Source organism: Rhodococcus sp. BH4 (assembly GCF_002079265.1).
Taxonomy (GTDB): domain Bacteria; phylum Actinomycetota; class Actinomycetes; order Mycobacteriales; family Mycobacteriaceae; genus Rhodococcus_F; species Rhodococcus_F qingshengii.
In genome coordinates this window covers 5,088,966-5,111,842 of record NZ_CP014941.1, presented here as the reverse complement: position 1 = coordinate 5,111,842, position 22,877 = coordinate 5,088,966, and the positions used below count along the sequence as shown (strand labels likewise).

The window sequence follows — 22,877 nt, the reverse complement described above, 5'->3', positions numbered from 1 at the left end:
TCGTGCGTGCGACATTTCTACGCGCGAGAGGTTTGACGTGGACTGGCTCTACCGAATCAGTTTGATCTCGGGACCGCTGCCGGTGATCCTGACTGTCCTTGGGGTCCTGGGTGGCGTGTGGCTGCTCGGTTCGAACGTGCGCTGGTACTACCGCAGAGCGGTGCCGATCGCGGGGCTGATTGCGCTGGTGATCATGATCGCCGTGTGGATCACCGTCGAAAAGGTGATCGTGCCGTTCCCCGATCCCATCGAGATGTCGATCTACGTGTGGATCGGTCTCGGTATCTACGCGCTGCTACTTCTCGGGCCGCGAATCAAGGCGGGCGGAACCGTCGCGAAAGCGCTCCTGTCCGTGATCGCGACGGTTCTGGTCGTCATCACTGCCGCGACGCAGATCAATCTGGTTTTCGCCGCGTATCCGACTGTGGGAATTGCGTTCGGACACGACGATTTCGACCGCATCTCACTCAGTGAAGTTCCCGGTCCGACCGATCCTGTTGTCACCGGCGATCCCACCGACACTGTGTGGAAAGCGCCGGAGGGCATGCCGATTCGCGGACGGGTCACGACTTTGCCTGTCCCCGGGACGATTTCAGGATTCTCCGCGCGCGACGCGCAGGTGTATCTGCCGCCGTCGTACTTCACCAATCCGCGTCCGCTTCTTCCCGTGCTCGTGCTCATGGCAGGTCAGCCTGGCAAGCCCGAGGACTGGCTCCAGGGCGGAAAGCTGACCGCGACAATGGATGCCTTTGCACGAGATCACGAGGGGTTGGCTCCAGTCGTCGTGATAGCCGATGGAACAGGGTCGCAGATGGCCAATCCGCTGTGCACCGACTCGTCACAGGGCAAGGTCGGCACGTATCTGGCAAAGGACTTGCCCGCTGCGGTGGCGAATGCGTTCCAGATCGACACGAATCCGCGAGCGTGGGCAATCGGCGGGCTCTCCTACGGTGGCACCTGCTCACTGCAGATGGCGACCAATTACCCCGAGGTGTACCCGACATTCCTCGATCTGTCCGGTCAATTGGAGCCTTCGCTCGGTGACCGACAGCGAACCGTCGACGAGATATTCGGCGGCGACGAAGCGGCGTTCGTGAAGGTGAATCCGATGGACCTGCTGGCGACTCGGAAGTTCCCGAACTCGGGCGGAGTGTTCGTCGTCGGAACAGATGACAATGAGTTCAAGCCCGGTCAGCAAAAGGTGTACGAAGCGGCCAAAGCGGCCGGAATGGACGCCAGGTATCTCGAGCTTCCCGGTGGTCACAGCTTTTCGGTGTGGTCGGCCGGCGTCGAGCAGGAGCTGACGTGGATCTCGCAGCGAATGGGACTGATCAGCTGAATCCTGTTCCGGTTTTGGAACGTGTTCTATATTCGGTGTGTGGCTGTCGTTCGGCAGTCTCTCGATCGTTCACCGACTGGAGTTCAGGCACATGTACGAGTGGTCCGACACCGACCTGATGTTCCGCGACGCCTTGCGGGGCTTTATCGACAAAGAGGTGCGACCTCACGTCGACGAGCTCGAAAGCGGTGCGCTGCCGCCGTTCGACATCATTCGCAAGCTGTACTCGACCTTCGGTCTGGCGGACATGGCACGCGAGGGCCTCGAGAAGTCGCTGGCACGCGAGCGCGGCGATGCGCCCTCCGGTGACGGTGAGAAGTCGAGCGCCTTCAGCGGCGCCGGCAGCATGGGCGTCGTGCTCAACAGCGAATTGGCCGGAGTCAGCCTCGGCCTGGTCGCATCGTTGGGTGTCAGCCTCGGATTGGCCGCCGGAACTATCCGCAGCCGCGGCACACTCGCGCAGAAGGAACGCTGGCTCCCCGGCCTGGTGACATTCGAGACCGTCGGCGCCTGGGCGATCACCGAACCGGACTCCGGCTCGGATGCCTTCGGCGGCATGAAGTCCTACGTACGCCGCGACGGCGACGACTACATTCTCAACGGCAACAAGACCTTCATCACCAACGGTCCGTACGCCGACGTGATGATCGTGTACGCAAAGCTCGACGAGGGCGATGCGTCGGTTGATCGTCGCGATCGCAAGGTGCTCGCCTTCATCCTCGACAAGGGCATGGAGGGTCTCACCCAGAGCCCGCCGTTCAAGAAGATGGGCATGAACTCCTCACCCACAGGTGAGCTGTTCTTCGACAACGTCCGCATCACCAAGGACCGTCTGCTCGGCGAGACCGAGGACAGCGGAAAGTCGGACGGCAAATCCAGCGCCAAGGAGAGCTTTGCCGCCGAACGCATCGGCATCGCGTCCCTGTCTCTCGGCATCATCAACGAATGCCACCGTCTGAGTATCGAATACGCGAAGTCCCGCAAACTGTGGGGACGCGAGATCGGGCAGTTCCAGCTCATCCAGCTCAAGCTCGCCGAGATGGAGGTCGCTCGAATCAACGTGCAGAACATGGTCTTCAATGCGATCGAGCGCACCGCAGCCGGAGACAAAGTGAGCCTGGCGGAGGCGTCGGCGATGAAGCTGTACTCCTCGCGCGCAGCGACCGAGGTCGCGATGGAAGCCGTGCAGCTGTTCGGTGGAAACGGCTACATGGCCGAGTACCGAGTCGAGCAGTTGGCGCGTGATGCCAAGTCGCTCATGATCTATGCGGGCAGCAACGAAATTCAGGTCACCCATATCGCCAAGGGCCTCCTGGGCTGACACCGGTACGTTTTCGCTTGTCGGTCGATCGCAGCAGGAACCAGATAGTCTTGCTGCGGTCGGCGACACCGCGCCGACGGATCGGAGTAAGCAGTGAACGCGCCGGATCCCACAAATGTTCATCCGATGGCCGGGCAACCGCGTGTGGTGTTGCTGAGGCCGTTGATCGACAACCCGTTGATCGAGGTAGGGGAGTACACCTACTACGATGATCCGGAGTTCGCCGAAGAGTTCGAGACTCGAAACGTGTTGCATCACTACGGTCCCGACAAACTGGTGATCGGAAAGTTCTGCGCCCTGGCCACCGGTGTCACCTTCATCATGAACGGCGCGAACCATCGTATGAACGGTGTCTCCACCTACCCGTTTCCGATCATGGGCGGTGATTGGGCCAGGCACATGGATTTGGTGCAGGATCTGCCGTCACGCGGTGACACCGTCGTCGGGAACGACGTGTGGTTCGGCGGGAACGTGACAGTCATGCCCGGTGTCCGGATCGGTCACGGGGCGATCGTGTCCACTGGCGCCGTCGTAACGCGCGACGTCCCGGACTACGCAATTGTCGGCGGCAACCCGGCAACGGAGATCAAGCGCCGCTTCAGTGCCGAAGACATCGAGAAGTTGGTGCGAATTGCATGGTGGGACTGGCCGATCGAGAAGATCACCCGCCACGTCCGGGTGATCTCGGACGGGAGTGTCGCGGAACTCGAAGCGGTCGAGTGATCTCCGCGCCCGCTAGTTCGTTCGTGTGAGCGAGTAGTTCCGGACATAAAGCAGGGCGGCCGCGAGAAGGCCGACGGCAAGACCTGTTGCGGTGAAGGTGATCAGGTTCGGCTCGAGGTCGAAGTGGATAACGGCGAAGAGTGGTTCTGCAACACGGTCGCGCAGCGTTGTGAGTCGCATTCGACGATCGTCTCATCTCAGCCCGAGATCGAGAGTCTTTGTCGGTGGCTTCCATTAGCGTGTGCGCATGACTCTCACACTCGGCATGATCACCTTCGACAGTCTCGATCCCGGTCCGCTCGCAACGTGGTGGGCAGCGCAGTTGGGCGGAAACATCGTCGAGGAAAACGACGGTTGGTTCTACATCGTCGCGGTCCCTGACAGCGCCACCAACTTCGCATTCCAGAAGGTCCCGGACCCCACCGCCGGCAAGAATCGCATCCATCTCGATTTGGGGAGTCCGGATCTCGACGCCGAGGTGGCGCGGCTCGTCGAGGCCGGAGCTACCGAGCACCACCGCGAGAACATGGACGGTTTCCGCTGGGTGACGCTCCTCGATCCTGATGGGAATCAGTTCTGCGTGTCCGGTCCTCACGCCTGAGCTAACCGATTCTGTGCTCACCTGATTCGTGGCCACTGATATCCCGGACACCTGTTCGGGCATGATGAGAGGCATGACTTCTCAGACTTCTCGGGCGGCTCGGGCCGGGGCGGCTTCTCTGACCGGGGCCGACGCAGACGGCTTGTGCAGCTTCGTCGATTCGTCACCGTCGCCGTTCCATGTGTGCGCGACGGTGGCGACCGAGCTGACGGCCGGCGGGTTCGTCGAAGTCCACGAAACGCAGTCGTGGCCAGCCGAGCCCGGACGGTACTTCCTCGTGCGAGGCGGTTCGCTGATCGCCTGGAGCACCGAGGGCGTGGGAAACACCGCTCCGTTCCGGATTGTCGGAGGTCATACCGACAGCCCGAACCTGCGGGTCAAACAGCATCCCGACCTCACTTCGGCCGGGTGGCAGATGGTGGGCCTCGAACCGTATGGCGGTGCGTGGCTGAACTCCTGGCTCGACCGCGATCTCGGTATCTCCGGCCGATTGAGTGTCCGGGTGGGAAACACTGTGGAGCAGAAGCTGGTTCGCATCGACGACCCGATTCTTCGTGTTCCGCAGCTGGCTATCCACCTGTCCGAAGATCGCAAGGGTGTGACGCTGGATCCGCAGAGGCACGTCAACGGAATCTGGGGCGTGGGTTCGAAGCCCAAGTCGTTCATCGGCTTTGTCGCCGAGCGTGCGGGTGTAGCCGCGTCGTCGGTTCTCGGCTGGGAATTGATGACACACGACCTTGCGCCCAGCGCAGTCGTGGGGGTGGACAAGGAATTGGTCAGCGCCCCCAGGCTCGACAATCAGGGCACGTGTTATGCAGGGACACAAGCACTTTTGGCCGCGGCTGAGTCGCCCGTTCAGCAGGTCCCAGTGCTTGCTCTCTTCGATCATGAAGAGGTCGGCAGCATGTCCGATCGCGGAGCTTTCTCGGACCTGCTGAACACCGTGCTCGAGCGGATCGTGTTGGGACGCGGTGGTGGCCGCGAAGAATTCCTGCAGGCGATGGCCGGCTCGGTATGCGCGTCGGGCGACATGGCACACGCGACGCACCCCAATTACCCGGACCGCCACGAGCCCGCTCATCGGATCGAGATCAACGGTGGGCCGGTACTCAAGGTGAACCAGAACCTGCGCTACGCCACCGATGCGGCCGGTGCCGGCGAATTCGCGCTCGCGTGCGATCAGGCGGGAGTGCCGATGCAGCGCTACGTCCACCGCGCCGATTTGCCGTGCGGCTCCACCATCGGACCGATCACGGCATCACGCACCGGACTGTCCACCGTCGACGTCGGCGCGCCTCAGCTCGCGATGCACTCTGCCCGCGAGCTGATGGGCGCGGCAGATGTCCGCATGTATGCCGACGCGCTCGGTGCGTTCCTCACGCCGCGTAGTTAGAGGGTGGGTAGCTGGGAGCGGGCAGTCAAACGGCTGAGAGCCCAGCGGGTGCAGCCGGTAGATCCTCGAAGAAGTCGGCGCTCGGAGTGAAGAACATCGAGCCCGTCACGGCCGTCGAGAAATCGAGCAGACGGTCGTAATTGCCGCGAGGGTTGCCGAGAAACATGTTCTCGAGCATCCGTTCGGTGATCGCCGGCGTGCGGCAGTAGCCGATGAAAAAGGTGCCGATCTCGTCGTCGCCGAGGCGCCCGTACGGCATGTTGGCACGCAGGATCTCGAGAGCCTTGCCGTTCTCGTCCTTGATTGCGTTGAGGGCTACGTGCGAGTTGGCCGGCTTCACTTCGGACGTCATCTCGATGTCCTCGAGCTTGCTGCGTCCGATCACACGTTCCTGCTCGTCGACGGTGATTGCTTCCCAGTCCCGCATCTTGTGGACGTAGCGCTGGATATGGACGTAGCTTCCTCCGGTGAACGCAGGATCTTCGTCTCCGACAGTCACGGCGGCGACGGCGTCGCGGCCCACCGGATTTTCGGTGCCGTCGACGAAGCCGATGAGGTCTCGGTTCTCGAAGTACTGGAAGCCGTGAACCTCGTCGACCACCGTGGCTGCGCCGTGCAGTCGCTTCGTGATCTGCCGAGCCACCTCGAAACACGCATCCATGCTCATCGCGCGGATGTGGAAGAGCAGATCGCCGGGAGTCGACGGCGCCGAGTGAACGTCACCCTGTAGAGCGGCGAACGGGTGCAGTAGCGCGGGGCGCGGACCGGCGAACAGTCGATCCCAAACCGACGAACCGATGCTTGTCACCACATCCAAACCTGATCCGGGGACGCGCAGCCCCACGGCGCGCTGCAGGCCGGCGACGTCGGCGAGTAGTTCTCGTGTGGTGTTCTCACCACCCGGATTTACGGTCGCGACCAGGAAAATTGCAGCCGGAGTGAGGGGAGTGGTCACCGACTGGGACTGTGCCGTGAGGTCGGACTGACGAACATCCTGGGGCATGCGAGGCCTTTCGAGGGAGAGAGTGGGCCGGCCCTGACTTTAAGAAAACCGACCGGATCACCCAACCGGGGCGGGTGTGACGGGCGATACTTCGCAGGCCCGGAGGTGTTGCGGGTGCTGCCGTCTGCGGAAGTCGTCGGCCCACACCGATAGACTGTCCCCCGGCACGTTCTTTCGTTGGGCACATTCGTGGTGTCCCGCTCCGCGCCGGCTTGCCTCTTGACTCCCGTAGGGAAGGGACCACTCTCCAGTGTCTGCTCACCAGGTCGATACCGTCACGCACGCATCGGCTGATCCCGATGCCGCTCAGCCGTTCAAGGAGCTCGGTCTCAAGGACGACGAATACGCACGCATCAAGGAGATCCTGGGCCGCCGTCCCACGGACGCCGAACTGGCGATGTACTCGGTGATGTGGAGCGAGCACTGCTCGTACAAGTCCTCGAAGGTCCACCTCGGATACTTCGGCAAGACCACCACCGACGAGATGCGCGCCAACATGCTGGCCGGTATCGGTGAGAACGCCGGCGTCGTCGACATCGGTGACGGCTGGGCAGTCACGTTCAAGGTCGAGAGCCACAACCACCCGTCGTACGTCGAGCCTTACCAGGGTGCGGCGACCGGTGTCGGCGGCATCGTCCGCGACATCATGGCCATGGGTGCTCGTCCGATCGCCGTCATGGATCAGCTTCGGTTCGGTGCTGCTGACGCCCCCGATACCCGTCGCGTCGTCGACGGTGTCGTGCGTGGTGTCGGTGGATACGGAAACTCCCTCGGCCTGCCGAACATCGGCGGCGAGACGGTCTTCGACGAGTCCTATGCAGGTAACCCGCTGGTCAACGCCCTCGCCGCCGGCGTCATGCGCGTCGAGGATCTGCATCTGGCCTTCGCTTCGGGCGCGGGCAACAAGATCATCCTGTTCGGCGCACGCACCGGTCTCGACGGAATCGGCGGCGTCTCGGTCCTCGCGTCGGCGACGTTCGACGACGAGGGTGGAGACACCGGCGGACGTAAGAAGCTGCCCGCGGTTCAGGTCGGCGACCCGTTCACCGAGAAGGTGCTCATCGAATGCTGTCTCGACCTCTACAAGGCCGGCCTCGTCGTCGGCATCCAGGACCTCGGCGGCGCCGGGCTGTCCTGCGCCACCTCCGAGCTGGCCGCGGCCGGCGACGGCGGCATGCACATCAACCTCGAGAAGGTTCCGATGCGCGCCACCGGAATGACCCCGGCCGAGGTGCTCTCGAGCGAATCGCAGGAGCGCATGTGCGCCGTGGTCACGCCCGAGAACGTCGATGCGTTCATGGAGGTCTGCAAGAAGTGGGACGTCCTGGCCACCGACATCGGCGAGGTCACCGACGGTGAGCACCTCACCATCTCCTGGCACGGCGAGACCGTCGTCGACGTTCCCCCGCGCACCGTCGCGCACGAGGGTCCGGTTTACCACCGCCCCGTCGAGCGTCCGGCAACGCAGGATGCCTTGATCGCGAATACGACTGCCGGACTGAAGCGTCCCGAAACCGACGCCGAGCTCGAAGCGACCCTGCTGAAGATGATCGCCTCGCCTGCCCTGTGCAGCCGCAAGTGGATCACCGAGCAGTACGACCGCTACGTCCGCGGAAACACCGTCCTGGCCGAGAACGCCGACGGCGGTGTCATCCGCATCGACGAGAAGACCGGACGCGGGATCGCACTGTCCACCGACGCTTCGGGCCGCTACACCGCGCTCGACCCGTACACCGGTGCGCAGCTCGCGTTGGCCGAGGCTTTCCGCAACGTGGCAGTCACGGGCGCAACGCCCAAGGCCGTCTCCAACTGCCTGAACTTCGGTTCTCCCGAGGACCCGGGTGTCATGTGGCAGTTCCAGCAGGCCGTTCGCGGCCTTGCCGACGGCTGCGCCACCCTCGGCATCCCCGTCACCGGCGGCAACGTCAGCTTCTACAACCAGACCGGATCCACGGCAATCCTGCCGACGCCGGTGGTTGCCGTCCTCGGTGTGATCGACGACGTTCACCGCCGCATCCCGACGGGCCTCGGACTCGAGCCCGGCGAGACGCTGATCCTGCTCGGCGACACCCACGACGAGTTCGACGGCTCCATCTGGTCGCAGGTCGAGCACGGTCACCTCGGTGGCGTGCCGCCGAAGGTCGACCTCGCCCGTGAGCAACTGCTCGCCGACATTCTGCTCGCCTCTTCGCGTGACGGTCTCGTCACCGCAGCCCACGACCTCTCCGAGGGTGGACTGGCCCAGGCTGTCGTCGAAGCCGCGCTGGCCGGCGAAACCGGTTGCCGCATCCTGATTCCCGAGGGCGCAGATCCGTTCGTGACCCTGTTCTCGGAATCGTCGGGACGTGTCCTCGTTGCAGTTCCGCGTACCGAGGAGACTCGTTTCACCGGTATGTGCACCGCCCGCGGCTTGCCGTGGACGCGTATCGGGGTCGTCGACGAGGGCAGCGACTCCGTCGAGGTCCAGGGACACTTCTCCGTCACGATGGCCAAGCTCCGTGAGGCCTTCGAGGGAACGCTGCCCGCACTGTTCGGGTGATAGATGGTCGATTCCGGAGAACTGACTTCTTCTGACAGCCAGCCGCAGGAACACCACCTGCGGCTGGCTGTTCCCGCACCCCTCGAGAAGCTCGACAACCGCTTCACCGAGTGGGCGTGGGGGCTCCTCAAACTCGACTTCACCGGCATCGCGTTTGCCGCGTTCTTCTTCTGCTGGTCGTTGACCCCTTCGCTGTTGCCGCGCGATTGGCTTTTCCAAGGTCTGATCGGCGGAATCAACTCGGCCATCGGCTACGGCGTCGGTACTGCGATCGGTTGGGCTGTCGAGCGATACCTGCTCAGCGGGCGACGGTGGTGGCCACTGCCCGAGCCGGTGCCTTCCGCGATCAAGGTCTTCGTTCCGGTCGCGTCCATCGTCGCGGCGATCATCATGCTGGTCTACGCGGCCGGGTGGCAACGTGAAATCGCGGCACTGACCGATGCCGAAGGCACGACCACTTCCGGCTACATCCGAACCCTCGGACTGAGCCTGCTCGTCGGTGGCCTGCTCATCTCGATCTGGCGGGTCCTCCACGATCTGGTGAAACTGATTGCCCGACAGCTGATGCGGCGGTTCCACTGGTCACGGTCGGTGGCCAATGGCGTCGGTGCCCTGGTTGTCACCGTCCTGTTCTTCATGCTGGTCGACGGCGTCCTGGTCCGCGGAATCTATGCAGCGACCAACTCGATCTTCAGTCTGCAGAACTCGACCACTCGCGACGGCGTCGTCGAACCGCAGGATCCGATGAAATCGGGTAGCCCCGAATCAGCCGCTCCCTGGGACACATTGGGGTTCGAGGGACGAAACTTCGTCTCGCGCGGACTCGACGCGCAGGAACTCGAAGCGGCAACCGGTAAGCCTGCGATGGATCCGATTCGCGTATATGCCGGACTTGAAAGCGCCGAAGATCCCGAAGAGCGTATGGATCTGGTCATCAAGGAGCTGGAGCGAACCGGCGCCTTCCAACGCAAGGTCCTCGTGGTCATTCCGACGACGGGTACGGGGTGGGTCAATCCCACTGCGGCACAGGCAATCGAACTTGTGCATGACGGCGACACTGCTCTTGTCGCCAGCCAGTACTCGTACCTGCCGAGTTGGATCTCGTTCCTCGCCGACCAGGAGAAGGCGCAAGCTGCCGGACGCCTGTTGATCGAGCGGGTACACGAAAGATGGCTCCAGGAACCGGAAGCCACCAGGCCGAAGTTGATGGTCTACGGCGAGAGCCTCGGCGTCATGGCCGGCGCCGGAGCCTTCGACACACTGCAGGCGGCACGCGATACCGCCGACGGAATTCTGTGGGTTGGCCCACCGAACGCGACGCAGTTGTGGCGTTCGATCGAGAAGAGGCGCGATCCAGGCACTCCCGAAGTAGCTCCTGTCTACGCGGACGGCTTGGCCGGTGTGCGGTTCGCGGATCGCTCCGAAGACATTCCGACCGACGGGATGACGTGGCCGCAGCCGCGGGTTCTGTTTGTCCAGCACCCTTCCGATCCAGTGGTGTGGTGGTCACCCGACCTCATGTTCAATCGGCCCGAGTGGCTCAAGGAAGTACCGGGATTCGACCGCTCGCCGTCGATGAAGTGGTTCCCGGTCGTGACGTTCTGGCAGGTGTCTGCAGACCTCGGTAACGCCGCGGGAGTTCCGGACGGCCATGGTCACAATTACGGAACCTCCGTTCTGGACGCCTGGATCAGCGTTGCCCAGCCCGAGGGATGGACGGCCGCAGAAACCGAGCGGGTGCGATCGGCTTTGGTTGTCGCCGTGAAATCAGAGGGCCCCGAGAAGTGAGGGGAGTCGCCTCGATCGCGCTCTCCGCTACCGCGATCACCTGGAGCAACGTCGTGCTTCCGGCATTCGGTCTTTCGCCTCGTGCCCGCGCCGTGGTCAACACCGCGGCCGGTCTGTCGGCGATCGGAGTCCTACTCGCACGTGGTTACACCCGCGAGGAACTCGGCTTGGCGCACACCGGCATTCGTGGTGGTGCTCAGTTCGGCGGAGCCGCGGCGGGGGCGGTCCTCACCGGCTACAGCGTCGCTTTGGCCGTTCCGTCCTTGCGCGCGACTCTCGCTGCCGACGAGCGAGCAGACGGCCGCGAAGACTTCCTCGAATGGATCATCCTGCACATCCCGTTCGGGACGGTGCTCTCCGAGGAACTGTTGTTCCGTAGCGCGATGTCGGCCGTCTGGAGCCGCGAACTGAACAGGCCGACCGCGCAGGCTGTTCACGCACTGACCTTCGGGCTGTGGCACGTCGCCCCCGCCCGCGGTGCCGGCGACAACGTTCCCGCAGCCGTGGCGTTCACCGGCGCTTCGGCATTGCTGTTCGAGTGGCTGCACCGCCGTGGCGGCAGCGTACTTGCCCCCGCCCTGCTGCACCTGGCCACGAATGCCGGTGGCGCACTTGCCGTTCGTATCGCTACTCGCAGACAGGGAGTGAACTGATGCCGCCCCGCCGCGCCGTCGACCCCGCCGAATTTCGTGCCGCCGTCCTGGCCGTCGGCCCGTGGCTTCGAGATCCGGAACTGCCGAAGCCTTCGCGCAGTGAACTCGGTGCGGCAGTGAAGATGAGTGCGCGCACTCTCGAACAGATCGCCCCCGGATCGAGCGTCGAGGTGCGGGTCCCACCGTTTGTTGCGGTGCAATGCATCGAAGGTCCGCGTCACACGCGCGGAACCCCGCCCAACGTCGTCGAGACGGACGCTCGGACGTGGTTGCAGATGGTCACCGGACTGCTCGAGTTCTCCGAGGCCTCAGGTGACGGAAGAGTCGACGCCTCAGGTAGCCGCGCTCCCGAAATTGCGCACTGGCTCCCACTGCTGCGGTTGACCTAGCAACAGAGGGGTTGGCGCAGCAACAGAGTGGTTGACGCAGTAACAGTGAGAGACCATCCGGTTCGCTTCGGCGTGATCTGAGAGCCAAGGCAGCCCTCAGGGGAAGTGAGTCCCAAAATGGCCGTAGACTGTGGATGCCCCCCAACCCCTGCCCACAAAGGGAGCGCCCGGTGACTCGTGCCGATCTGTCGGTCAACAGTCCAAATCTCCTCGCTTCGAACCCGTCCGACGAGGACGAGAACGAGCCCCGCGAAGAATGCGGTGTATTCGGCGTCTGGGCGCCGGGAGAGGATGTGGCGAAGCTCACTTATTACGGCCTGTACGCACTTCAGCACCGTGGTCAAGAAGCTGCCGGCATTGCGGTAGCCGACGGCTCCCAGGTGCTGGTGTTCAAGGATCTCGGCCTGGTCAGTCAGGTATTCGACGAGCAGACCCTCGCAGCGATGCCAGGTCACGTCGCCGTCGGACATTGCCGTTACTCCACTACCGGTTCCACGACGTGGGAGAACGCGCAGCCCATCTTCCGTACCACCACTGCCGGTACCGGCATCGCGCTCGGCCACAACGGCAACCTGGTCAACACCGCTGAACTCGCGAGCCGCACCCGTGCAGCCGGCCTGGTCAACGACAAGCGCCCCAATGCCGCGACTTCCGACTCCGACCTCATCGGTGGTCTCCTGGCACACGCTGCCGGCGACAGCACCATCGAACAGGCCGCGATGGAATTGCTTCCCACGTTGGAGGGCGCGTTCTGCCTCACCTTCATGGACGAGCACACGCTGTACGCAGCGCGCGATCCGCACGGCATCCGCCCGCTCTGCCTCGGTCGACTCGACCGCGGTTGGGTAGTCGCCAGCGAGACGGCAGCCCTCGACATCGTCGGTGCGTCGTTCGTTCGCGACATCGAACCCGGTGAGCTGCTTGCGATCGACGCCGACGGCGTTCGCTCCTCACGTTTCGCGAATCCGACGCCCAAGGGCTGTGTTTTCGAGTACGTCTACCTTGCCCGTCCCGACAGCGTCATCGGTGGCCGTTCGGTCCACTCGACCCGCGTCGAGATCGGCCGTCTGCTCGCCAGCGAGCATCCCGCCGAAGGTGATCTGGTCATCCCCGTTCCCGAGTCCGGCACCCCCGCAGCAGTCGGGTACGCACAGGGCTCAGGCATTCCTTACGGCCAGGGTTTGATGAAGAACGCCTATGTCGGCCGCACCTTCATCCAGCCGTCGCAGACGATCCGTCAGCTCGGTATCAGGCTCAAGCTCAACCCGCTCAAGGAAGTCATCCGCGGCAAGCGCCTTGTGGTGGTGGACGATTCGATCGTCCGCGGCAACACCCAGCGTGCGCTCATCCGGATGCTCCGCGAAGCCGGCGCCCTTGAAATTCACGTCCGTATCGCCTCGCCGCCGGTCAAGTGGCCCTGCTTCTACGGCATCGACTTCGCCTCACCGGCCGAATTGATTGCCAACGGCGCGGGCGGACAGGATGCGACGTTCGAGGAGATGCTCGACGGTGTGCGTCGTTCCATCGGAGCGGACACCCTCGGATACATCTCCACCGAGGGCATGATCGCCGCCACCGAGCAGCCGGCCAGCCGTCTGTGCGCCGCGTGCTTCGACGGGACCTACCCGATCGCGCTTCCCAAAGAAACGTCGATCGGCAAGAACGTCCTCGAGGGGATGCTCGAGAGCACCGCAGGTTCGACGGCCACTCGCGACAACGACAATGCGAGCGCGCTCAGCCGCCCCTGAACATCAGAATCGTTGAAATTCGACAGCCGAGAATCTGCCGTCCACAGCATGTGGGCGGCAGATTTTCTGTTCACGACTTTCTGTTCCACGACACGGCATACGTCGTGAGCATCTGGCATAGTGCCCTCCGTGGCGCAACTGAGAATGGATGGGCACCGGGTACTGGTCGCAGACCTGGTGGGGGACACCATCAAAGCGATCAACGGCTCGATGGTGGCGTACGAGGGTGCGATCACCTTCAAGAACGCCGGAATGGGCGGTGGTGGCGGGCTGCGTGCCGCGCTGAAACAGAAGGCGGCAGGTGAATCACTGTCCCTGATGGAAGTCAGTGGTCAAGGCACCGTCTATTTCGCGGTCGATGCCCAGGACATCACGATCATCGAGCTCAACAACGACGCTCTGCACGTGGAAGCGTCACAGTTGCTCGCATTGGTCGGACAACTGCGAACCGACGTGAAATTTGCCGGCCTCCGCGGCGCAGGTTCCGGACAGGGATTGTTCACGACGGTCGTCAGCGGCACCGGTCTGGTGGCCGTGCTGTCGAAGGGCGGACCGATCATCGCGCTCGAAGTCAGCCCGCAGTATCCGCTGGTTGCCGATCCCGACGCCTTCGTCGCTCACCGCGGTCAGCTGAACCAGAGCTTCGTCACCGACGTCACCTGGCGCTCCGCGATCGGCGGTGGCAGCGGTGAAGCGTTCTCGCTGCGATTCGACGGATCCGGTGTCGTCTACATCCAGCCTGAGGAGCGCTGACCCATGCCGTTGGAATTGGTGAACAGCAAGGTCGTCAAGTCGACCCTCGCACCGGGACAGAACGTGCTCGCCCGCACCGGGTCGATGCTCTACTACACCGGCGACGTCCGCTTCATCCCGCACAGCATGGGCGGTGGGCCCGGCGCCATGCCGAACATGGGCGGGATCGCCGGGATGGCCGGCCGCATGATGTCCGGCGAACACGCACGCATGATGGCGGCCGAGGGAAACGGTGAGGTCTTCTACGGGCACGCCGGCTTGTACGTCGAGGTCATCCACCTCGACGGTTCGTCGATGCTCACGGTCGAAGCCGACCGGCTCCTCGCACACGACGGTTACCTGCAGAGTTCGATAGTCGCTCTCACGTCGCAGGGCGGTGTGCGCGGAGCGGTACGCGGCGCCATGACCGGTCAAGGGCTGTTCACGACGCAGTTGCACGGACAGGGAAGCGTCGCGGTCCTCTCGCACGGGGGCGCGATTCCGTTGCAGGTCGGTCCGAACAATCCTCAGGTCGTCGTCGACCCGCAGGCATACGTGTGCCACATCGGTCAGATCAACGTCGACATCTCCGCGAACGTCGGCTGGCGCGAGGCCGTCGGCAAGGGCTCGGGGGAGTCCATCCAGCTGAAGATGACCGGCGCCGGCACCGTCTGGGTCCAGGCGTCCGAGCAGAAGTTCTGAGAGGGCACAGAGCATGGGTATCGAAATTCACAATCCGGCAACTCTGCCCGCCAACGACAACGTCCCGGGCAACGACTACGCCTTCTGCGTCGAGATGGCCGGGCAGCCGTGGTTCACGTCCAAGGGCGCGATGATCGCGTACTACGGAAACATCAACTTCGAGCCGCTCGGGCGCACGAGTATGACGGCGATCGTCGCGGCCAGGTTCTCTTCGCCGCTCTACGCCGACGACTGGGTGCTCGCTCAGGGACAGGGCAAGTTGATCCTCGGGGACCGCGGATTCAACATCAATTCCTACGACCTCGACGACGGCAACCTCACGATTCGCGCGGCCAATCTCCTCGCCTTCGAGACGAGCCTGGACCTCAAACAGTCCATCGTCCCAGGCTTTTTGACGCTACTGGGGACAGGCAAGTTCCTGGCGTCGTCCAATGGCCCGGTCATGTTCGCGGAGCCGCCGCTGCGCATCGACCCGCAGGCGTTGGTGGGTTGGGCCGACTGCCCGTCGCCGTCCCACCACTTCGACGCCGACTGGATGCAGAGCTTCCTGGGCGCGGTTCGCGGAAGCATGTTCGGCGCGAACACCGGTGAAGAACGCCAGTTCGATTTCACCGGAGCCGGGACGGTACTGATCCAGTCGAGCGAGAAGGTCGTCCACGACGGACACCTCCTCAAACACATCGAATCCGAGACGGTCGCACTCGGGCAGAACAGTCTGCGCGCACTGCACGCCTCGATCGGTGCCCGGCTGCAGAACTGACGTCTCGGGGTACGCGAGGTCTCACCGAGGGGGCCGGTCCGGTAGCGTATGGGCGTAATCGTCGGTATTTGTGTGCGCGCTCTGGGTCTCGAGTCGAACGATCCATCTCGCGTCACGAGGATTGCAAACACTTCACATTGCAAGACCACTTACCTGTGCACGAGCAATACGTGCTCGCGAGAAATACAAGGCTGGAGTAGTAACCCGATGACCGAGGACAGTCACCGCACCGCAGGCGCCTCCTACGCGGCAGCAGGAGTCGATATCGCCGCAGGCGACCGGGCGGTGGAACTCTTCGCCCCTCTGGCCAAGAAGGCCAGCCGCCCCGAGGTCATGGGTGGCCTCGGTGGTTTCGCCGGCTTGTTCTCCCTCAAGGGTGACTACAAGGAGCCGTTGCTCGCCGCATCGACCGACGGCGTCGGAACCAAGCTCGCTGTCGCCCAGGCGATGGACAAGCACGACACGGTCGGACTCGACCTCGTCGCCATGGTTGTCGACGACCTCGTCGTCTGTGGCGCTGAGCCGCTGTTCCTCCAGGACTACATCGCCGTCGGCCGGGTCATCCCCGAGCGCGTCGCGGAATTGGTCAGCGGAATCGCCGAGGGCTGCATCCAGGCCGGCTGCGCTCTCCTCGGCGGCGAGACCGCCGAGCACCCCGGCATCATGGCCGACGGTGACTACGACCTTTCCGCCACCGGTGTCGGCGTCGTGGAGGCAGAGAAGCTGCTCGGACCGGATCGCGTTCGCCCCGGCGACGTCGTCATCGCGATGGGTTCTTCGGGACTGCACTCCAACGGTTACTCACTGGCCCGCAAGGTCCTGCTCGAGATCGACCGCATGAACCTGAGCGCACACGTCGACGAGTTCGGCCGCACGCTCGGTGAGGAACTGCTCGAGCCCACCAAGATCTACGCCAAGGACTGCCTGGCACTCGCTGCCGAGACCGACGTGCGCACGTTCTGCCACGTCACCGGTGGCGGCCTCGCCAACAACCTCGCGCGCGTCATGCCCAAGGGCTTGGTCGCCGAACTCGATCGCGGAACCTGGAGCCCCGCTCCGGTCTTCGCCATGATCGCGCAGCGCGGACGCGTCGAGCGCGCCGAGATGGAGCAGACGTTCAACATGGGCGTCGGCATGGTCGCCGTCGTCGCACCCGAGGACGTCGACCGCGCACTTGCCGTCCTCACCGCACGCCACATCGACTGCTGGACGCTCGGTAGCGTCAAGAAGGCGTCGGACGCCGCTGCAGAGCGTGCGTTCCTGGCCGGAGACCACCCGCGCTTCTAGACCGCAACGTCAGCTGCCCCATCGGAGAGATCCGGTGGGGCAGTTTTGTGTGTCCGTACAAGTAGGCGCGAGGCGGAAAATCGAACGCAAAAATGAGGAAGAGCGATCAGCTCTTCCTCATTTCACAGTCTGCGCGGTGGCAGTGCGCGGTCAACGCCGCCAGTCGTCGTAGTCGTCCTCTCGCGCATGCCCTTCCCTATCGGAAGTCTGGTCCGATCGGACACTGCTCCGATGCGAGTTGGTCGATCCACCTGCGAGCTCTCTTTGCAGGCTGTCGAAATCCGTGGTCGGTACGCTGTATTTCAATTCGCGTGCAACCTTGGTCTGCTTTGCCTTAGCCCGGCCGCGGCCCATGGCTGACCCCCTCGCGCTTTCGCGGGGCGGCCTGGGGAATTTGGCGGCCCCGTTTGAGTGTGTAAGTTTCCTGACACACACTCTAGCGTGGAAAAGTCGCTTCCGCTTCCACGAAGGCCTCACCGCCGTGTCTGATTGCTCTCACTATGGCCGCGAGCTGCCAGGATGCTGAAAGAACTCGTCAGAACTTTGTGAGAACTGCTCAGAAGTTTCCGGGAATTGCGCGAATCGTCCCCACTCGGGCGTCGCCGCCGAAGACCGGAGCGGATGCGAGAGCCGCCAACTCCTCGGTCCACTCGGTGTTCATCCGCTTGAGCAGAGCTGCCGCCAAGGGCAGGAGCGCCCGCTCGTGACCGTCGTCGATCTTGAGGGCGAAAGCGGAACCGTCGGGAAGCGCTCCGGCGTAGATGCCGTCGTATCCGGTCTTGGAGAACAGACCCGGCACTGCGGACATCAGGCGCTGATCGTTGCGGCCGGTGCCCGAGACGAGGAAGGGGTTCTCGCGGACCGCGTCGGCCACAGCTCGTTCGGGTGAGTCGGGCTCAGCCGATGGCAGGCGTCCGAATGCCCGAGCCAGGTTCGTGAGCGAGAGCGGCACGATCGGGAGACCACAACCGTCGATGCCGAGTTCCTGCTCTTCCTCGCCGCTGAGATCGAAGATCGTCTCCTGGATCGCGAGTTGGAGGGGATGAGTCGGCTCCATGTACGTCTCGAGCGGCCAGTCGTTCACGACGCACGTGGCGAGCATCGCGGAGTGCTTGCCCGAGCAGGTCATGTAGATCGGGCTGGGAAGCTCGCCCGCTGCGATCAGTTCGGCTCGGGCCAGTTCGTTGCCCGGCAGATCGGAGGGGCACTGCAACTGGTCGACACCGAGTTGGTAGCGAGCGAGAAGCGCTGCGACCAGTTCGATGTGATCGGCCTCGCCCGCATGTGAGGACGACGCGACGGCCAGCTCTTCCGGGCTGGTGGGTGCAAAGCCGTTACGAAGCGCAGCGACGGCTTGCAGCGGCTTGTTCGCCGAGCGCGGGTAGATAGGTGTGTGAATTTCCCCGAGTCCGACAACGACCTCGCCGTCGGCGCCGAGAATGACGGCCGATCCGCGATGCACGCATTCGCGGAATCCGGAGCGGACCACTTCCACCAATTCGATACTCACGAGTGCACCTGCGCTTCTGCTTGTTCGATGAACCTCTGGACACGCGCGGTGACGTTCGGTGCAAGATCGGTGTGTTCTGCGAGTAGCCGTCGAAGCCGCTCAGGGTCCGTTCCGGCGAAGACCTCTCGAACAGTCACTCCGTGATCCGGTACGTGGACTCGGGTGACCGAATCGCCCGCGGCGATCGTGCCGGTCCGGTTGACGCGAAGATAGGCGCCGACGTCGGTCCGCTCGGTGAATCGCTTGACCCAGCCCTTCTCCGCGGCCCAGATGCCGAAGGTGCCACACGGGACCCGGGGAGCGGTCACTTCGAGTTCGAGAACGTCCGACGCCTCGGCTCCGGTGATGTGCCAACGCTCGCCGATCACGGCGTCCGTGACGAGCATCCCGCTGATGTGAAGATTCTCGCCGAACCATCCGGGGCCGAGAGGTCGGCCCAATTCGTCCGACCAACGCTGGGCTTCGTCGCGCTGATACGCGTAGACAGCTTGGAAGGCGCCGCCGTGGAACTCGGTGTCGCAGACGTAGTCGCCACCCAGACCGAGTCGGCCGACCGCGACGCGGCCGTCGACGGGACGCTTGTCGATCGCGGTACGGGGGACTCGCCTGACGCCACTGTCACGTTCGGTGTGGACGACGCAGACCGCGTCGACCGTGCCCGTCACTTTCCGCGCAATCGGTTGACAGCCTCACGTCCGGCCTGGGGTGCGTCGTCCGCGACGATCGAATCCGGATCGATGGACGCAGCGCTGGGGCCGGCCATCAGTTCGGTGTCGACCGGGATGTTCCGCTTGATCAGAGCGAGTGCGATGGGGCCGAGCTCGTGATGATTGACGACGGTCCCGACGCGTCCGACGGCCCGTCCGCCCGCCGTGATCGGGTCACCCGGTTCCGGGACGGCTTCGGCGCTGCCGTCGAGGTGCAACATGACGAGATGGCGCGGGGGCTTGCCGAGATTGTGAACCCGGGCAACGGTTTCCTGACCGCGGTAGCACCCCTTGTCGAGGTGGACGGCGCCGTGCTCGGCCGGCCCACCGATCCAGTGGACCTCGTGCGGGATGGTCCGTTCGTCGGTGTCCAGTCCGAGGCGAGGCCTCGTCGCTTCGACGCGCAGTGCCTCGAAGGCCCAACTGCCGGCGGGCTTGGCGCCGGCATCGGTCAGCCTGGTCCACCACGCTGCCAGTTGCTCACGTGGGACGAGAAGATCGAAAGAGTTCTCGGTAGGCCACGGCATGCGGCGGACAAATCCGCCGTCGGCCAAGGCGTGAGCGTCGTAGGCCTCGGTGGGTGTCTGAACCTCGAGTGCGGCGAGGACAGTTGACGCTTCGGGTCCGATCAGGCTCAGGACCGCGAGTTCGTTGCCGTCTCGAGGTTCGGCCTTGGACCAGAACACCATCTTCTTCAAGAAGGAGAGAAGGTCGGGTCCGCGGTTCGCCTCGGTGTCGATCCAGGTGACACCTGCCAGGTCCGTCTGCACGAAGTGGTGCTCGACGCGTCCGTTGACGTCCAGGCTCAAGTTCTCGGCACTTTTGCCGTCGGGGAGCGCGGCGATGTGCTGGCTCGAAATCGTGTGCAGCCACGTGAGGCGTTCGTCGCCGGGAATGGCGATCACGAATCTGTGACTGCGGTCGACCACCACTGCTGCGCGCTGCGCGGTTCGCTGTTCGCCGAGAGGATCGCCGTAGTGCCACGCGACACCGATGTCGGCCGAACCGTCCGGTGCGGTGACCGCGCCGGGGGAAGTCAGAAGTGGGCTGTTGGGCACAAGAGCGTTGTCGACCACGAGACCAGTCTAGGAGTGTGGGCGGGATCGCGGTTACAGGGCGGCCCCGGCGGCTTGGCGGATCGTTAGGGTTGATGGCATGCCTGATCGCGTATTGGTGACTCTCGACCATGAGGTGCTCGATGCTGACGCACCGTTTCTGCACGCCGACGACCTGGCGGTGGTGCGCGGCGACGGAGTCTTCGAGACGCTGTTGGTACGCGACGGCCGCGCCCGGGTGGTCGAGGGACACCTGAGTCGACTGGTTCTGAGCGCACGGGCACTCGGCCTGCCCGCTCCGGTTCTCGATGATTGGCGTCTGGCGATCGAGATGGCTGCCGAGGAATGGGGGACCGAGAAGGAAGGCGCCCTTCGTCTCGTTCTGACCCGCGGCCGTGAGAGCGGCGACAAGCCGACAGCCTTCGTGATGGTCGGTCCGGTGGCCGATCGGGTCAGACAGGTCCGCGAATCGGGGTTATCGGTGATGACTCTCGAGCGAGGTTTCTCTGTCGATCTCTCTGCCCGGGCACCCTGGCAGCTACTGGGCGCGAAGACGTTGTCGTACGCAACCAACATGGCAGCGCTTCGATATGCGGCGAATTTGGGTGCTGACGATGTGATCTTCGTCAGTTCCGAGGGCAATGTGTTGGAGGGGCCACGCTCGACGGTGGTGATCGTTCGGGACAGGACTTTGATCACACCGCCTCCCGCACAGGGCATTTTGATGGGCACTACGCAGCGCGCCCTGTTCGACGTTGCCGGCAGTGCTCGCTTCGATTGCCGATACGAAACCCTCCGACCTGCGGATTTGATTGCGGCCGACGGAGTGTGGATGGTTTCGAGCGTCACGCTGGCCGCACGCGTCCATACACTCGACGGGCTCACATTGCCAGAGCCGAAGGTCTCCGGGGAATTCGCGGAATTGGTTGAACGTGCAATTGATTCGGATTCAGCAGGGCGATAGGCGAATAGGAATCGCGACAGGTCTCTACTACATTTGGTAGTAGCAAAGTCCTGCGGTCCAAACCGGACAGCAGTACCGTGTCCGCAGGGGCCGAGCGACTGCCCGCGTCTCGAACCCCGAAGCCTGTCCCAGGGCCCTACTCTCGGAGTAGCCAATGGATACTTTGGACGTCTCCAGGTGGCAGTTCGGTATCACTACCGTCTACCACTTCATCCTTGTTCCGCTGACCATCGGACTTGCGCCGATGATCGCGATCATGCAGACGATGTGGGTGGTCACCAAAAAGGACCACTGGTATCGGCTCACCAAGTTCTTCGGCAAGCTTTTCCTCATCAACTTCGCACTCGGTGTAGCCACCGGCATCGTGCAGGAGTTCCAGTTCGGCATGAACTGGAGCGAGTACTCGCGATTCGTCGGTGACGTCTTCGGAGCTCCGCTCGCGTTGGAAGGCCTTGTCGCCTTCTTCATGGAGTCCGTCTTCATCGGACTCTGGATCTTCGGTTGGGGCAGGCTGCCCAAACTTGTACACCTGGCGTGCATTTGGCTCGTGGCGATCGGCGTCAACGCGTCGGCGTTCTTCATCATCGCGGCCAACTCGTTCATGCAGCATCCGGTCGGTGCGACGTACAACCCTGAAACGGGTCGTGCCGAGCTCACCAGTATCTGGGAGCTGCTGACCAACAACACCGCTCTCGCTGCCTTCCCGCACGCGGTTGCCGGCGCCTTCCTGACAGCGGCGACGTTCGTCGCCGGCATCAGTGGTTGGTGGATGGTGCGGAACATGCGCCGCGCCAAGCAGGCTGAGGCCGCCGAAGCCGAGCGCCTCGAAGCCGACGCACGGACGATGTACCGCCCGGCAACACGATTCGCGTTGCTCGTCATGATCGTGGCCGGAATCGGCATCATCTATACCGGTGACGTCCAAGGCAAGCTCATGTTCCAGCAGCAACCCATGAAGATGGCGTCGGCGGAATCGCTGTGCGACACCGAGATGGATCCGGACTTCTCGATCCTCACTATCGGCACTCACAACAACTGTGACAGCGTGACGCACGTTCTGAAGGTGCCGTTCGTTCTTCCATGGTTGGCCGAGGGCAAGTTCACCGGCGTCGAACTGCAAGGCGTGAACCAACTGCAGGAGCAGGCGGAGCAGGACTTCGGACCGGGTAACTACCGACCGAATCTCTTTGTCACGTACTGGTCTTTCCGCGCCATGATCGGCCTCGCCGCCGGTTCGGCAGCACTGGCTCTCGCGGGACTGTGGGTCACTCGTAAGGGGCGGGTCCCGGACCAGAAGTGGTTCGGAATACTCAGCCTGGTCGCGATCCCCACTCCGTTCATGGCGAACAGCGCCGGTTGGATCTTCACCGAGATGGGCCGTCAGCCCTGGGTGGTGCATCCCAACCCGACCGGCGTCGACATGATCAGACTTACTGTCGACCAAGGTGTTTCGGACCACGCGTCGGCTACCGTCTGGGCTTCGCTGATCACCTTCACCCTGCTGTACGGAGCGCTGGGAGTCGTCTGGTTCAAGCTGATCGTGCGGTACGCGAAGGAAGGCCCGTTGGAGCACGACATGCATCCGCCGGGCGATACAGATCATGACGAGCCGGAAGATCCGGACAAGCCCAAACAACTGTCGTTCGCGTACTAGGAGGCGATC

22 protein-coding genes are annotated in these 22,877 nt (G+C 63.7%); 16 read left to right on the top strand and 6 right to left on the bottom strand.

Translation table 11 applies throughout. The annotated features are described in order from the left end of the window. The first annotated feature begins 37 nt into the window (after positions 1-37). The 3 genes from A0W34_RS23520 to A0W34_RS23510 all read left to right on the top strand — a co-directional run bounded on the left by A0W34_RS23520 (position 38) and on the right by A0W34_RS23510 (position 3,383). Positions 38-1,339 (top strand): alpha/beta hydrolase, encoded by a 1,302-nt coding sequence (locus A0W34_RS23520; protein WP_030535234.1) that lies wholly within the window; start codon positions 38-40, stop codon positions 1,337-1,339. 91 nt (positions 1,340-1,430) lie between these two features. Then, complete coding sequence (locus A0W34_RS23515) at positions 1,431-2,660, top strand: acyl-CoA dehydrogenase family protein (RefSeq protein ID WP_007733810.1); 1,230 nt, start codon at positions 1,431-1,433, stop codon at positions 2,658-2,660. Between the two features lie 126 nt (positions 2,661-2,786). Beyond that, a complete protein-coding gene (locus A0W34_RS23510; RefSeq protein ID WP_042451521.1) occupies positions 2,787-3,383 on the top strand; it encodes a CatB-related O-acetyltransferase in 597 nt (198 codons plus the stop codon). A gap of 12 nt (positions 3,384-3,395) precedes the next feature. Here the strand turns inward: A0W34_RS23510 and A0W34_RS32810 are convergent, their stop codons facing one another. Further along, the gene (locus A0W34_RS32810) at positions 3,396-3,563 is read right to left on the bottom strand and encodes a hypothetical protein (RefSeq protein ID WP_156888943.1); all 168 of its coding nucleotides are present in this window, start codon (positions 3,561-3,563) and stop codon (positions 3,396-3,398) included. A 67-nt stretch (positions 3,564-3,630) separates the two neighbouring features. Between A0W34_RS32810 and A0W34_RS23505 the strand changes: the two genes are divergently transcribed. Continuing rightward, entirely contained in the window at positions 3,631-3,984 is a 354-nt protein-coding gene (locus tag A0W34_RS23505; RefSeq protein WP_020970627.1) for a VOC family protein, read from the top strand. Between the two features lie 73 nt (positions 3,985-4,057). Then, complete coding sequence (locus A0W34_RS23500) at positions 4,058-5,377, top strand: M18 family aminopeptidase (RefSeq protein WP_081558362.1); 1,320 nt, start codon at positions 4,058-4,060, stop codon at positions 5,375-5,377. Between the two features lie 25 nt (positions 5,378-5,402). Here A0W34_RS23500 and A0W34_RS23495 read toward each other — a convergent pair whose 3' ends face one another. Continuing rightward, the gene (locus A0W34_RS23495; protein ID WP_081558361.1) at positions 5,403-6,380 is read right to left on the bottom strand and encodes a Dyp-type peroxidase; all 978 of its coding nucleotides are present in this window, start codon (positions 6,378-6,380) and stop codon (positions 5,403-5,405) included. Positions 6,381-6,630: 250 nt separating this feature from the next. Between A0W34_RS23495 and purL the strand changes: the two genes are divergently transcribed. The 9 genes from purL (at position 6,631) to purM (ending at position 16,978) form a co-directional block, all read left to right on the top strand. Further along, positions 6,631-8,919 carry a phosphoribosylformylglycinamidine synthase subunit PurL gene (purL, locus tag A0W34_RS23490; protein WP_003940379.1) on the top strand — a complete coding sequence of 763 codons (2,289 nt, stop codon included), beginning with the start codon at positions 6,631-6,633 and terminating at the stop codon, positions 8,917-8,919. Between the two features lie 3 nt (positions 8,920-8,922). After that, positions 8,923-10,707: an alpha/beta hydrolase gene (locus A0W34_RS23485; protein ID WP_081558360.1), complete on the top strand. Its 1,785-nt coding sequence runs from the start codon at positions 8,923-8,925 to the stop codon at positions 10,705-10,707. Beyond that, positions 10,704-11,360, top strand: coding sequence for a CPBP family intramembrane glutamic endopeptidase (locus A0W34_RS23480; RefSeq protein WP_007733821.1), 657 nt, complete (start codon positions 10,704-10,706; stop codon positions 11,358-11,360). The genes A0W34_RS23485 and A0W34_RS23480 overlap by 4 nt, the downstream gene beginning before the upstream one ends. Then, positions 11,360-11,749, top strand: a complete 390-nt coding sequence (locus tag A0W34_RS23475) for a sterol carrier family protein (RefSeq protein WP_007733822.1) — start codon at positions 11,360-11,362, stop codon at positions 11,747-11,749. The genes A0W34_RS23480 and A0W34_RS23475 overlap by 1 nt, the downstream gene beginning before the upstream one ends. 170 nt (positions 11,750-11,919) lie before the next feature. Continuing rightward, on the top strand, positions 11,920-13,497 hold the full coding sequence (purF, locus tag A0W34_RS23470) for an amidophosphoribosyltransferase (protein WP_003940541.1): 1,578 nt from the start codon (positions 11,920-11,922) through the stop codon (positions 13,495-13,497). 144 nt (positions 13,498-13,641) lie between these two features. Next, positions 13,642-14,250 carry an AIM24 family protein gene (locus A0W34_RS23465; protein ID WP_003940441.1) on the top strand — a complete coding sequence of 203 codons (609 nt, stop codon included), beginning with the start codon at positions 13,642-13,644 and terminating at the stop codon, positions 14,248-14,250. Between the two features lie 3 nt (positions 14,251-14,253). Beyond that, the gene (locus A0W34_RS23460) at positions 14,254-14,931 is read left to right on the top strand and encodes an AIM24 family protein (protein WP_003939918.1); all 678 of its coding nucleotides are present in this window, start codon (positions 14,254-14,256) and stop codon (positions 14,929-14,931) included. Positions 14,932-14,944: 13 nt separating this feature from the next. Continuing rightward, positions 14,945-15,691, top strand: coding sequence for an AIM24 family protein (locus A0W34_RS23455; RefSeq protein ID WP_003939813.1), 747 nt, complete (start codon positions 14,945-14,947; stop codon positions 15,689-15,691). Positions 15,692-15,898: 207 nt separating this feature from the next. Beyond that, entirely contained in the window at positions 15,899-16,978 is a 1,080-nt protein-coding gene (gene purM, locus A0W34_RS23450) for a phosphoribosylformylglycinamidine cyclo-ligase (RefSeq protein WP_003940225.1), read from the top strand. Between the two features lie 150 nt (positions 16,979-17,128). On the opposite strand, the gene A0W34_RS23445 is transcribed toward purM, so the two are convergent. The 4 genes from A0W34_RS23445 to ygfZ form a co-directional block, all read right to left on the bottom strand. After that, positions 17,129-17,332: a DUF3073 domain-containing protein gene (locus tag A0W34_RS23445; RefSeq protein ID WP_003940337.1), complete on the bottom strand. Its 204-nt coding sequence runs from the start codon at positions 17,330-17,332 to the stop codon at positions 17,129-17,131. 202 nt (positions 17,333-17,534) lie between these two features. Continuing rightward, a complete protein-coding gene (locus A0W34_RS23440; protein WP_003940365.1) occupies positions 17,535-18,488 on the bottom strand; it encodes an asparaginase in 954 nt (317 codons plus the stop codon). Further along, a complete protein-coding gene (locus A0W34_RS23435) occupies positions 18,485-19,153 on the bottom strand; it encodes an MOSC domain-containing protein (protein WP_030535239.1) in 669 nt (222 codons plus the stop codon). Before A0W34_RS23435 ends, A0W34_RS23440 begins: the two co-directional genes overlap by 4 nt. Further along, a complete protein-coding gene (ygfZ, locus tag A0W34_RS23430; protein ID WP_007733828.1) occupies positions 19,150-20,271 on the bottom strand; it encodes a CAF17-like 4Fe-4S cluster assembly/insertion protein YgfZ in 1,122 nt (373 codons plus the stop codon). The genes A0W34_RS23435 and ygfZ overlap by 4 nt, the downstream gene beginning before the upstream one ends. A 79-nt stretch (positions 20,272-20,350) precedes the next feature. Here ygfZ and A0W34_RS23425 point away from each other — a divergent pair, with 79 nt between their 5' ends. Together A0W34_RS23425 and A0W34_RS23420 are read left to right on the top strand one after the other, a co-directional pair. Continuing rightward, positions 20,351-21,214: an aminodeoxychorismate lyase gene (locus tag A0W34_RS23425; protein WP_007733829.1), complete on the top strand. Its 864-nt coding sequence runs from the start codon at positions 20,351-20,353 to the stop codon at positions 21,212-21,214. Positions 21,215-21,368: 154 nt separating this feature from the next. Continuing rightward, positions 21,369-22,868 carry a cytochrome ubiquinol oxidase subunit I gene (locus A0W34_RS23420; RefSeq protein ID WP_007733830.1) on the top strand — a complete coding sequence of 500 codons (1,500 nt, stop codon included), beginning with the start codon at positions 21,369-21,371 and terminating at the stop codon, positions 22,866-22,868. The last annotated feature ends 9 nt before the right edge of the window (positions 22,869-22,877 follow it).